The organism is Actinotalea sp. JY-7876, from assembly GCF_014042015.1.
Classification (GTDB): domain Bacteria; phylum Actinomycetota; class Actinomycetes; order Actinomycetales; family Cellulomonadaceae; genus Actinotalea.
Genome location: NZ_CP059493.1, coordinates 2,659,908 through 2,671,642, shown reverse-complemented (window position 1 = coordinate 2,671,642; position 11,735 = coordinate 2,659,908). Strand labels below are relative to the sequence as shown.

10 protein-coding genes and 1 riboswitch are annotated in these 11,735 nt (G+C 74.5%); of the genes, 1 reads left to right on the top strand and 9 read right to left on the bottom strand.

Going from position 1 to position 11,735, the window contains the following annotated elements:
• Nucleotides 1-12: 12 nt before the first annotated feature.
• The 7 genes from H2O74_RS12300 to H2O74_RS12270 form a co-directional block, all read right to left on the bottom strand.
• Complete coding sequence (locus H2O74_RS12300) at nucleotides 13-249, bottom strand: DUF6480 family protein (RefSeq protein ID WP_182111845.1); 237 nt, start codon at nucleotides 247-249, stop codon at nucleotides 13-15.
• A 52-nt stretch (nucleotides 250-301) separates the two neighbouring features.
• The gene (locus tag H2O74_RS12295; protein ID WP_182111844.1) at nucleotides 302-1,417 is read right to left on the bottom strand and encodes an FAD-dependent oxidoreductase; all 1,116 of its coding nucleotides are present in this window, start codon (nucleotides 1,415-1,417) and stop codon (nucleotides 302-304) included.
• 244 nt (nucleotides 1,418-1,661) lie between these two features.
• The gene (locus H2O74_RS12290) at nucleotides 1,662-3,779 is read right to left on the bottom strand and encodes a thioredoxin domain-containing protein (RefSeq protein WP_182111843.1); all 2,118 of its coding nucleotides are present in this window, start codon (nucleotides 3,777-3,779) and stop codon (nucleotides 1,662-1,664) included.
• 127 nt (nucleotides 3,780-3,906) lie between these two features.
• Complete coding sequence (locus H2O74_RS12285) at nucleotides 3,907-5,631, bottom strand: APC family permease (RefSeq protein ID WP_220457960.1); 1,725 nt, start codon at nucleotides 5,629-5,631, stop codon at nucleotides 3,907-3,909.
• A gap of 40 nt (nucleotides 5,632-5,671) precedes the next feature.
• Nucleotides 5,672-7,078: a glutamate decarboxylase gene (locus tag H2O74_RS12280; protein ID WP_182111842.1), complete on the bottom strand. Its 1,407-nt coding sequence runs from the start codon at nucleotides 7,076-7,078 to the stop codon at nucleotides 5,672-5,674.
• 140 nt (nucleotides 7,079-7,218) lie between these two features.
• A complete protein-coding gene (locus H2O74_RS12275) occupies nucleotides 7,219-7,497 on the bottom strand; it encodes a metal-sensitive transcriptional regulator (protein ID WP_182111841.1) in 279 nt (92 codons plus the stop codon).
• A 184-nt stretch (nucleotides 7,498-7,681) separates the two neighbouring features.
• Nucleotides 7,682-9,391, bottom strand: a complete 1,710-nt coding sequence (locus H2O74_RS12270) for an FAD-dependent oxidoreductase (RefSeq protein ID WP_182111840.1) — start codon at nucleotides 9,389-9,391, stop codon at nucleotides 7,682-7,684.
• Between the two features lie 249 nt (nucleotides 9,392-9,640).
• On the opposite strand from H2O74_RS12270, the gene H2O74_RS12265 reads away from it, so the two are divergent.
• Entirely contained in the window at nucleotides 9,641-10,009 is a 369-nt protein-coding gene (locus H2O74_RS12265; protein ID WP_182111839.1) for a hypothetical protein, read from the top strand.
• A gap of 45 nt (nucleotides 10,010-10,054) precedes the next feature.
• On the opposite strand, the gene H2O74_RS12260 is transcribed toward H2O74_RS12265, so the two are convergent.
• Both H2O74_RS12260 and H2O74_RS12255 read right to left on the bottom strand, forming a co-directional pair.
• Nucleotides 10,055-10,915 (bottom strand): EAL domain-containing protein, encoded by an 861-nt coding sequence (locus H2O74_RS12260; RefSeq protein ID WP_182111838.1) that lies wholly within the window; start codon nucleotides 10,913-10,915, stop codon nucleotides 10,055-10,057.
• A 9-nt stretch (nucleotides 10,916-10,924) separates the two neighbouring features.
• A riboswitch (cyclic di-GMP riboswitch) is annotated at nucleotides 10,925-11,001 on the bottom strand.
• A 105-nt stretch (nucleotides 11,002-11,106) separates the two neighbouring features.
• Nucleotides 11,107-11,697, bottom strand: a complete 591-nt coding sequence (locus H2O74_RS12255; RefSeq protein ID WP_182111837.1) for a low molecular weight phosphatase family protein — start codon at nucleotides 11,695-11,697, stop codon at nucleotides 11,107-11,109.
• Nucleotides 11,698-11,735: the final 38 nt, after the last annotated feature.

Below are 11,735 nucleotides of genomic sequence, written 5' to 3'. Positions count from 1 at the left end.
CCGCCGGGGCGGTCAGCCGATCAGGCCGACGGCGTACCCGATGAAGGTCAGGACGCCCAGGAGCGTGAGGCCGAGGATCACCGCGTAGACGGCCTTGTTGGCGCCGGCGCTCGGAAGGTCGGGCTGCATGCGCTTGACGCCGCCCGTGGTCGACGACTCCCCGGGCGGCGTGTCGCCCGGCATCACGCCGCCGCCGGGCTCGAGGCCCGGGGTCTGCTCCGGCTGCGGGTCGGTGCTGGGGCTGCTCATCCCGCCACGCTAATCGCGGTCCGCGGGGCTGCAACCGCGCGCGGCGCCGCACTCACTCCCCTCGGTCATGGGGGGTACCGCCCGTGAAGAGCTCTGCGGTCGCGCCGCTGAACAGGTCGGCGCCCTTGATGCGGCTCGTCTCCTCCGGGCCCAGGATCACGCGACGCCCGTCCTGCTCGACCTGCGAGGCGCCGCCGTCGGGGCCCAGCGGCAGCACGATGCGCTCCGGCGCCGCGGTGTACGTCGCGCTCGGGGCCCGGCCGGCGATCGCGTCCCGGATGTTCGCGACGACGACGGCGGCGTGGTCGCGGGCCGCCGTCGCACGCTTGGACTCGCGCACGTCGGTGATGTCGCCGACCGCCCACACCGCGTCCTGGCCGCGCACCTGCAGGTGCTCGGTGACCGGCAGCGTGCCGTCGTAGTGCCGCAAGTCGGCGAGCGCGGTGTCGAGGTAGCCGGTCATCGGGCGCGAGCCGTAGCAGCGGAACCACATCTGCGCGGTCACGGCCTCGCCCTCCGTCGTCTCGACCGTGAAGGGCGCGTAGGTGCCGACGTCGAACGGGGGCAGGTATCCCAGCGGGGCGCCGAGCACGAGGTCGATCCGGCGCTCCGCGAGCTGTGCGCGGACGGCGTCGCGCAGCTCGGGCAGGTACTGACCGAGCGGCAGGATGTCGTCCTCCTGCTCGACGATCGACACGCGCAGGTCCGGGAACGCGCTGGTCAGCTCGCCGGCGAGCTCGAGGCCGACCGGGCCGGCGCCGATCAGCATGACGCGCTCGCACTGGCGCAGGCCCTCACGCATCCGCTCCAGGCGAGCCCGCGCGACGACCGTGTCGTCCTCGAGGAACTTGGCCGGGAACGGGTAGCCGGTGCCGGTGGCCAGGACGACGTGGTCCGCCTCGAGCGAGGCGGAGCGCGACAGGTGCACCACGCCGGGCGAGACGAGCCGGGCCCAGTCGCGCACGACGCGTCCCCGCCGCAGCAGGGTGTCGTAGCCGAAGAACACGCGGTCCTGCCAGGCCGGGTCGACGGCGGCCCGGAGCGTGGCGACCGCGTGGACGAAGGCGTCCTTCGGTTCGACGAGGGTCACCTCGGCGTCGTCCTGGAGCGCGGACGCCACCGCCACCCCGCCGTACCCGCCACCGACGACGACCACCCGCTGCTGCATCACGCCTCCAGACCGCGACCGCGACGTCCGCGGTCGGCTGCACGGCCATCGTCGCCGCGCCCGGGGCGGCGGTCCAGCCGGCGCCACCATCGTCGCCACCACCCCGCCGCCCCCGCCGGGACGAACGGCCCGCCGCCACCTCCCGCGCCGGCGTCCGAGGTTCCGGCGGAGGCTTCCGCCCGGCATGTGGTCACAACCCTCCGACGTCGCGAGATCGGCGGTGGTGCGTCGGTGGGCGGGCGCGTCAGGAGGCGAGCTGGCGGGCGAGGTCGGTGGGGTCCGTGGTGGGGCGCTCGCACACGAAGCCGCGGCAGACGTAGGCCGTCGGTCGACCCGCGACCAGCGGGCGGTCGTCGAGCAGCCCGACCCGGTGCCGGGTCGCCGCGTCGTCCGTTGACGCCGACTCCCTCGGCGGGCCGAACGCCAGGACGGCGCCCGGCGCCGGGCTCGAGACCGCGGCGCGGACCAGCTCGCGCGTCGCGGGGTCCGCCGGGTCGCCGACGACGGCGACCTCGCGGGGCCCGTCGAGCAGCGCCTCGGCGGTCGCGAGCGCCCATCCGGCCGCACGCGGGTAGCGGCGTGCGACCAGCAGCGGCTCGGTCAGCGCGCCCTCGGCGGCCTCGCGGTGGCGCAACGAGCCGGTCAGGGCGGCATAGGTCACGAGCGCGCCCGCGGCGGCCGCCTGGCCGGACGGCGTCGGGCCGTCGGCGACGTCGCGCGGCCGGCGGATGCGGGCGAGGACCGCGTCGGTCTCGTCGACCGCGGTGTCGTAGAAGCCGGTGCCGCCACCGGCGGCAGCACCCGCCTCCGAGAACCGCGCGAGCACCTCGTCCAGCAGCTCGCCCGCGCGCACGACGTAGGCCTCGTCGCCCGTCGCCGAGTACAGCGCCAGCAGGCCCTCCGCGACGTCGGCGTAGTCCTCGAGCACGCCCGCCGCGGCGCCGACGACGCCGTCGCGGCTCGCCCGCGCCAGGCGCACGACGTCGCCGTCGCGCGTCACGTGGCGTTCCAGCAGCGCCGCGGCACCGACCGCGGCGTCGACCCAGTCGGCCCGCTCGAGGAGCGCACCGGCGTCGGCCAGGGCCGCGATCGCGAGCCCGTTCCAGGCGGCGATGACCTTGTCGTCGCGTGCCGGCCGCGGTCGCGCCTCGCGGGCCTCGGCGAGCCGGCGCCGCACGTCGGCCCACCGCTCGGGGTCGGGTGCTCCGTCCGCGTCCGTCGGGTCACGCAGCAGCTGGAGCACCGAGGCGCCCTCCTCGAAGGTGCCTGCCGCGGTGACGTCGAAGGTCCCCGCCGCCCAGGCGGCGTCGTCGTCGCCGAGCACCTCGACGAGCTGCTCGGGGGTCCAGACGTAGAAGGCGCCCTCGTGCGGGTGGCCGTCGGGGTCGCCCGCGGGCACGGAGTCGGCGTCGAGCGCCGAGGCGAAGCCGCCCTCGGGCGTGCGGAGCTCGCGCAGCAGCCAGTCCGCCGTCTCGGTGACCACGCGGTGGGCGAGGGGCGAGCGTGTGAGCCGCCACCAGTGGGCGTAGACGCGCAGCAGGAGCGCGTTGTCGTAGAGCATCTTCTCGAAGTGGGGGACCACCCAGCCGGCGTCGACCGAGTACCGCGCGAAGCCGCCGCCGAGCTGGTCGTACATGCCTCCGCGGGCCATCGCCTCGAGGGTGCTGCTCGCCATGGCGAGCGCTTCCGGCTCGCCCGTGCGGGCGGCGCGCCGCAGCAGCCACTCGAGCAGCATCGACGGCGGGAACTTGGGCGCCCCGCCGAACCCGCCCCGGGCGGCGTCGTACGAGCGGCGCAGCGTGGACGCGACGTCGGCCAGGAGCGCCTCGTCGAGCACGCCGGCCGCCGGCAGCTCGCCGCGGACCTGCGCGCCGAGCGCCTCCCGGATGCCGGACGCGCTCTGGTCGACCTCGCCGCGGCGCGTCGTCCACGCGGCCGCGAGGCTCGCCAGCACCTGCGGGAACGACGGCATGCCGCTCACCGGGCGCGGCGGGAAGTAGGTGCCGCAGAAGAAGGGGTCGCCGTCGGGCGTCGCGACGACGGTCATCGGCCAGCCGCCGTGGCCCGTCATGGCCTGCGTCGCCTCCATGTAGATGGCGTCGACGTCGGGCCGCTCCTCGCGGTCCACCTTGATGCAGACGAAGTGCTGGTTCATGAACGCCGCGGTGGTCGCGTCCTCGAAGGACTCGTGCGCCATCACGTGGCACCAGTGGCACGCCGCGTACCCGACCGAGATCAGGAGCGGGACGTCGCGCTCGCGGGCGGCGGCGAACGCCTCGGCCCCCCACTCGTACCAGTCGACCGGGTTGTCGCGGTGCTGCTGCAGGTACGGGCTCGTGCTGGCGGCGAGGCGGTTGGGCATCGGACTCCTTGCTGCTCCCGGGGTCGCGGCGTGACAACCGCCGACGACGCGGTCTCCTCGACGCTACGTGACCCCGCCAGACGGCGCCCGCGCGGACGGCCCGCGCGGACGCCGCCTGGCGAGCCCGTCAGCCGGACGCCGTCCCCGGCTGCGGGGGAGGAGCGCCGCCGGTCCCGGCCGTCCCGGCTGTGCCGGCGGTCCCTGCTGTGCCGCTGGTCCCGGTGCCCGAGGACGGCAGCGGGTTGACCAGCACGATGTCCGCGCTCGCCCGCTCCTCGGGCGTCCGGCGGTCCCACGACGGGCGCCGGAGCGCGTAGAACAGCAGCGGTGGCCCGCCGAGGACGACGACGACCCCGGCCACGACCAGCGGGTAGGCGCTCTCGGACAGGCCCGTGAACCCGGACGGCCGGACGAAGGCGAGCACGAAGGCCGTCACGCACGCGACCAGCCCGACCCCGGCGACGAACGTCATCGCCGGCGTCCGGTACGTCCTGACCACGTCCGGCTTGGTCTTGCGCAGCCGGATCGCCGCCGCGAACATGAGGATGTACATGATCAGGTAGAGCGCGGCGGCCATGTCCACCAGGGCGATGAACGCCGTGTTGCCGCTCGGCACCAGCACGAAGAGCAGCGCGAGCAGCGTCACGATCGCGCCCTGCACGCCCAGGATGCCGACCTGGACCCCGGCCTTGTTGCGGCGCTGCAGCGCAGGCGGCAGCAGGCCCGTCCGGGCGGCGGCGAGCAGACCGCGCGACGGCCCGGCGATCCACGTCACCACGGAGGCGAAGGCGCCGAGCGCGATGAGCAGCGAGATCGCCGGCGTCCCCCACGCGATGCCCCAGTGGTCGAAGAACTCCTTGAACGCCAGGTTGATCCCGTTGGTCAGGCCCAGCTCGCTCTTCGGCACCGCGAGGCTGATCGCGATGGTGGGCAGGATGAACACCAGCAGGATGAGGAGCGTCGCGAACGCGATCGACCGCGGGAACCCCTTGCCGGGGTTCTTCAGGTCGTTGGCGTGCACGGCGTTGACCTCCATGCCCGCGTAGGCCAGGACGTTCGAGACGATCAGCACGATCGACGCGATGCCCGTCCACGGCGGGATGACGGCCGACGCCTCGAGCGACGTGTCCGACTTCTCCCCGGTCGCCAGCCAGATCGCGCCGAACGCGATGAGGAGCACCGCGGGGAACAGCGTGCCGAGGATGCCGCTCCACGAGCCGACCTTGGCGAACAGGTTGCCGCCCGCCAGGGTGATCAGCGTGGAGCCCCAGTACAGGATGAGGATGACGGCCGCGGTGTAGAGGCCGTTGTTCGACAGCCCCTGGTCGCCGATGACGAACGACAGGCTCGCCGCGATGAACGCGATCTGCGTCGGGTACCACACGACGTTCTGGATCCACTGCAGCCAGATCGCCACGAACCCGGTGCGGTCACCGAACGCCTCGCGGACCCAGGTGAAGACGCCGCCCTTCCAGCCCGTCGCGAGCTCGGCCGCGACGAGCGCCGTCGGCACGAGGAACACGATCGCCGGGATGATGAACAGCGTCACCGAGCCGAGCCCGTACAGCGACATCGCGGGCAGCGACCGCAACGAGGCCACGACGACGACGGTGAGCATCGCCAGCTGCCCGACCGACATGGCGACGGTCGCGCTCGCGGCCGGCGCCCCGATCGCCGGGCCGGTGTGCTCCGGCGGGATGCGTGCGCCGGGCGTGCCATACGGGTGCGCCTTGACGTGCTCGGCCGACGGCGCGTGGGTGCCGTCCGCCCTGACGTGGGGCCACCGGGCGTGGGAGCCCGAAGGACTCGCCTCGGCCCCGCTCGATCCTGGTGTGGTGCTGTGCGTGGACATGGTTCTCCCCCTGCTCGAGCATGCTCCGCCCTGCCCTGGATCAGTGGTGGAAGCCGGACCGCTGGCCCTCGGTCGGCATCGGACCGGTGAGCGCGTCGAGGTACTCCACCTCGGCGGCGAGGTCGGCCAGGAAGGCCGACGCGAGGTCGTGGCTGAACCCGTTGCGCACGACGACGCGCTGCACGGTGACGTCCGGCAGGTCGTCCGGCATCGGGTAGGCCGGGACGAGCCAGCCCTTCATCCGGAGCCGCTCGGACAGGTGGTACAGGTTCCAGTTCTCCGTGTGCCCGTGGCGGAGCCGCCAGGCGAAGACCGGGATGTCCGAGCCGTCGTTCCAGAGCTCGAACGCGGGCATCTTGGCGATCTCCCCGGAGAGGTACAGCGCCACGTCGTGGGCCGTGCGCTGCACGGCGGTGTAGCCCGCGCGGCCCAGCCGGATGAACAGGTAGTACTGGAGCAGCACCTGGGCGCCGGGGCGCGAGAAGTTCAGCGCGAACGTCGGCATGTCGCCGCCGAGGTAGGACACGCGGAACACGAGGTCCTCGGGCAGGGACTCGACGTCCCGCCACACGACCCAGCCGAGTCCGGGGTAGACCAGGCCGTACTTGTGGCCGGAGGTGTTGATGGAGGCGACGCGGGCGACCCGGAAGTCCCACTCGAGGTCCGGCTGCACGAAGGGCGCGATCATGCCGCCCGAGGCGCCGTCGACGTGGATCGGGACGTCGAGGCCGGTCGACTCCTGGATCCGGTCGAGCGCCGCGGCGATCTCCGTCACCGGCTCGTACATGCCCGTGTAGGTGACGCCCATGATCGCGACGACGCCGATCGTGTTCTCGTCGACGTACTTCTCGAGCTCGAAGCCGTCGAGGACCTTGTGCTCCTCGGTGATCGGGACGTATCGCGCCTCGACCTCGAAGTAGTTGCAGAACTTCTCCCAGCAGACCTGCACGGCGCTCGACATCACGAGGTTGGGCCGGTCCGTCGCCTTGCCCGCCGCACGGCGCGCGTGCTGCCAGCGGCGCTTGAGCGCGAGCCCACCGAGCATCGCCGCCTCCGAGGAGCCGATGGTCGAGGTGCCGATCGTGTGCTCCGGGTCGGGCGCGTGCCACAGGTCGCCCAGCATGGTCCAGCACCGGGTCTCCACCGCGGCGGTCTGCGGGTACTCATCCTTGTCGATCATGTTCTTGTCGGCGGCCTCGAGGTAGAGGCGCGACGCGTACTCGTCCATCCACGTGCCGACGAACGTCGCGAGGTTCAGTCGCGCGTTCCCGTCGAGCATCGCCTCGTCGTGGACGACCTGGTACGCCGTCGACGGCATCGACTCGTCGTCCGGCATCCGGAACTTCGGTAGCTCGGTCGCCTCGCCTGGACGCGCGAAGACCGGGTTGAGCTCGACGACGTCCGGCTCGTCCTGCCGGCGCGCGACTCGACGCGTGTTCGTGACCATGGTGCCCCCCTAGTGAACGTGGCCCCGCACCTGGAGGCCACTTACCACTGTAAACGCCGTGATCTGGGACGCATCTCGTGAATCGGGCACGGGCACGAGTCCGGTGGCGCCCGGCGGGGGCCGGCCGCCGGGGGACGCGGTCAGGCGAGGGAGAGGAACAGCTTCTCGAGCTTGGCCACGTCGAGCGTCGGCGCGGCGTCCTCGTCGCCGGCCGCGGGCGCCGTGAGGCACTGCCGCATGCCCGACGCGATGATCGCGAACCCCGCGCGGTCCAGCGCGCGCGAGACTGCCGAGAGCTGCATGACCACGTCCTCGCAGTCGCGGCCCTCGTCGAGCATCCGCACGACGGCCGCGAGCTGCCCCTGCGCGCGCCGCAGGCGGTTCGTGACCTTGACCATCTCGTCCTTGTCGAGCTCCATGCGGGGTCTCCTCGTGCGTCAGGCGGTCAGCGGGGGCAGGTGCACTGCTCGGCGCGGGGCACGTCGGCCATGACGTCGTCGACGTGCATGCCGCATCCCTCCCACGTGGTCTTGCGGCAGGTCGCGCAGCGGACGGGGTAGCACATGGTGGTCTCCTTCGAGCTCGGCGGGGTGGCGCGGGCGCTCAGGCCCGGGTGAGCCGCGGGTGGACGGCGGTCAGCGTCAGCCAGCCGCCCGAGAGGTTGCGGGCGTCCAGCCCCGCGGCGAGCAGGACGCGCGTGGCGATGTGCGACCGCACGCCGCTGGCGCAGTGCACGCTGACGGGGCGGCCGCCGGCGGCGTCGCGCACCTCGTCCAGGCGCGCGCGCAGCTCGGTGTGCGGGATGTTCAGCGCGCCCTCGAGGTGGCCCCGGCCGTACTCGGCGCGGGAGCGGACGTCGAGCACGAGGGTCTCGGCCAGGACGGCGTCGAGCTCGTCCGGGTGCCACTGCGGCATGGTGCCGTCCAGGACGTTCTGCGCGACGAAGCCGAGCATGTTGACCGGGTCCTTGGCGGACCCGTACGGCGGCGCGTACGCGAGCTCGAGCTCGGCGAGGTCGTCGGCGGTCATGCCGGCACGCAGCGCGGTCGCGAGGACGTCGATGCGCTTGTCGACGCCGTCGCGCCCGACCCCCTGCACACCGAGGAGGCGCCCGTCGGGGGCGAACGTCGCCACGAGGTGGACCTGCTCGGCGCCGGGGAAGTAGCCCGCGTGGTGACCGGGGTGGATCCGGACGACCTCGTGCGCCATCCCGGCGCGCCGCAGGTCCGCCTGGCCGGGGCCGGTCATGGCGGCGGTGAGCCCGAAGACGCGCACGATCGCGGTCCCGAGCACCGGGGCCTGCGGGGTGGTGCGGCGTCCCAGCATGGAGTCCGCGGCGCGTCGGCCCTGCCGGTTGGCCGGTCCGGCGAGCGGCACCGGACCGAGCGCACCGGTCACGGCGCGGGTCACCTCGACGGCGTCGCCGACGGCCCAGATGTGGGGGTCGGAGGTGCGCTGGTCGGCGTCGACCCGGATCGCGCCCGTGGGGCCGAGGTCCAGGCCCGCGTCGCGGGCGAGGTCGCTCGCCGGTCGCACGCCGACGTTGACGACGACGACGTCGGCCGGGACGTCGGTGCCGTCCGAGAGCGTCACCGTGACCGCGCCGTCGTCGTCCCGCGCGGTGATGCGCCGCGCGGACGTGCCCACGTGCAGGTGGACGCCGTGGGCCGTGAGCTCGTCGGCGACGAGCGGCGCGAGCTCGGCGTCCAGCGGGGGCAGCACGTGCTCCGCGAGCTCGACGAGGTGGACCTGCAGGCCGCGCGCGACGAGCGCCTCGACGGCCTCCAGCCCGATGAACCCGGCGCCGACGACGACGGCCGTGGGCGGCGTCGAGCCCGCGTCGCGGGTCAGGGCCGCCACCCGGGCGTCGAGCGCGTCGAGGTCGGGGACGGTGCGCAGGGCGTGCACGGACGGGTGGTCGAGCCCGTCGATCGGCGGCCGGACGGCGACGGCACCCGGCGCCAGCAGGAGCGCGTCGTAGGAGAGGGTGTCCGGCCCGTCCGCGGTGAGCACCGTGACGGTGCGAGCGGCCGGGTCGACGGCGGTGACGCGTGTCCCGGTGCGCACGTCCAGCGCGAGGGCAGCGGCCAGGGATGCGGGCGTGTGCAGGAGGAGGGCCTCGCGCTCCGCGATCTCGCCGGACAGGTGGTAGGGCAGGCCGCAGTTGGCGAACGAGACGTAGTCGGACTGCTCGAGGACGACGATCTCGGCGTGCTCGTCCAGCCGCCGGGCGCGCGCGGCGGCGCTCATGCCGCCCGCGACACCTCCGACGACGACGATCCGCGCCGGGGCGGTGGGAGGGGTCGTGGACATGCCTCCACGATACCCCCGGGGGTATGGCGGGGTGGGTCGCGGGGCGTGTCCTGCCTCACGATCACCTGCGGCAGGGACGGGTCACGCGTCGTCACCCCGGGCGATGCGGGCCGCGCGGAGGTGGGCCGTGGGTCGGACGCCGCGCGCGTGGCGTCGGTCGCTCGGGCGACGTGCCCGCCGGGGCTCCCCGCCTAGCGTCCGGAGCGCCGGCGCGGCACACCCGCCGCACCACGGACCCGAGGAGATTCCATGCCCACGAGCACGAGGCCGTCCCGCCGCCTGTCGACGACGCTGCTGGTCCTGGGCGTCGTGCTGTCCTTCTCGTCCGCCGTCTGCTTCCTCCTGCTCGACCTGCCGGGCGCGGGCACGGCGCTCTTCACGGGCGTCGTCGTGGTGGCGGCCGTCGGGTTCGTCGCCGAGCGTGCGGACGAGCGCCGGCGCGCCGCGTGGTTCGCCGCCCGGCACGGGTCCGTCGCCGCCGTCGCCGCCGGGCTCGACGTCGACGCGGTGCGGCGGTGCCGCGACCAGCAGGGCGAGGTGAGCGCCGTCGTCGCTGTGCGCAGGCAGCAGCCGGACCTCACGCTCCTGCAGGCCGTCGAGCTCGTCCGGTCCCTGTGAGGCCGCGGGGCCGGGGTGCGTCGACCGGCCCCGCCGGGCTAGGGCTCAGCGCGAGCGAGCGAGCAGCCCGGCGAGGTCCTCGAGCGGGGCCGGCCGGCCCAGCAGGTAGCCCTGCGCCCGGTCGCAGCCCGCCAGGCGTGCGGCCTCGTACTGCGCGGGCGTCTCGATGCCCTCGGCGACCACCCGGGCACCGTCGGCCTTCGCGGCGGCGACGATCTCGCGGACGACGTCGACCGTGCCGATGCTCGCGTCGTCCATCGCGGCGGTCAGCGCGCGGTCGACCTTGACCTCCCCGACCCGCAGCTGCGCGAGGCGGCCCGGGGAGGAGGCGCCGGTGCCGACGTCGCTCACCGAGACGCGCACGCCGCGACGGTGGAGCCCGAGCGCGACGTCGCGCGCCGCGTAGATCTGGGCGAGCACGTCGCGCAGGCCCATCTCGACCGTGAGCAGCTCGATGGGCAGGCCGGCCGCCCGCGTGGCCTGCTCGACCTCGGTGAGGAAGGTGGGGTCGGTGAGCTGGGAGGCCGTGACGTTGACGGCGACCTCGATGGTGCGGCCGCGCGAGGCCAGCCAGGCGCCGTCGCGGCACGCGGTGCGCAGGGCCCACGTGTCGATCATGCCCATGAGACCGTTGCTCTCCGCCAGGGGCAGGAACTGCCCCGGCGTCATGAGGCCGTGGTCGGGGTGGGCCCAGCGGATCAGCGCCTCCATGGCGACCACGCGGCCGTCGCCCAGGTCCAGCTGCGGCTGGTAGTGCATGCGCAGCTGGCCGCCGCCGAGCTCGCGCTGCAGCTCGACCTCGAGGGCGTCGGGACGACGGTTGAACAGGCCGAGCGCGAGCTGCGCGGCGCCCTGGTCTGCGTCCAGCGCGGTGTCGGTGTTGGCGGCGCGGTCGAGCGTGGCCATGCGTGTCCCTTCGGTAGCCCGGCCGACCGGCGTGCGGTCCCGTGGCGTTGCGGCCCCGCCTCGCGACGGGTGTGCCCTTGTCGTCGTCCCGGTGAGGGACTGTCACTGAGTGTGAGCGCGGCGCGGGCGCGCGATGACGCGAGAGTTGCGGTTGCCGCCGCGGGTTCACCCGCTCGGCCCACCGGGGCGGGTCAGCCGCGGGCGATCGCCACGATCGTCGCGACGGCGGGTGCCATGACGTCGAAGACCTGCGCGTAGACCGCGTCCCCGCGCCGGTACGGGTCGACGACGTCGTCGGCGTCGGGCGCGACCGGGGTGCGCCCGCGCTGCGCCGTCGCGAGCGGGACGAGCGCGGCGAGGCGCTCGGCGGGGGTCCCGGCCGGCAGCTGCGCCGGGTCGACGGCGGCCGCGAGCCGGGCGAACTCGAGCAGCGTGAAGGCGCGCCGCACGGTCGCCGGTGCGGCCTCGACGACGGCGCTGCGGTGGGCGCGCGTCAGGGCGAGCACCAGGTCGGCGTCGCGCGCGAGGCGCTCGGTGAGCTGCCGGGCGGCGAAGCCGTCCGCGGTGCCGCCAGCGGTGGTCAGCAGCGGGACCATCGGCTCGGAGACGGGGTAGCCGACCATCGCGTGGGTCCCGGCGCTGGTCACGCTCACGCCGGAGTCGGGGCCGAGCCCGGCCGCGAGGAGGCGCTCGACCGCGGGGGAGCGGCAGATGTTGCCCGTGCACACGGTCAGGATCGAGAAGGTGGCGCGAGACGTCGGTGCGGAGGAGTCGGTCGTCACGGGCACAGTGTGGCGGGTCGGGGCGCCGCGCGTCAGTC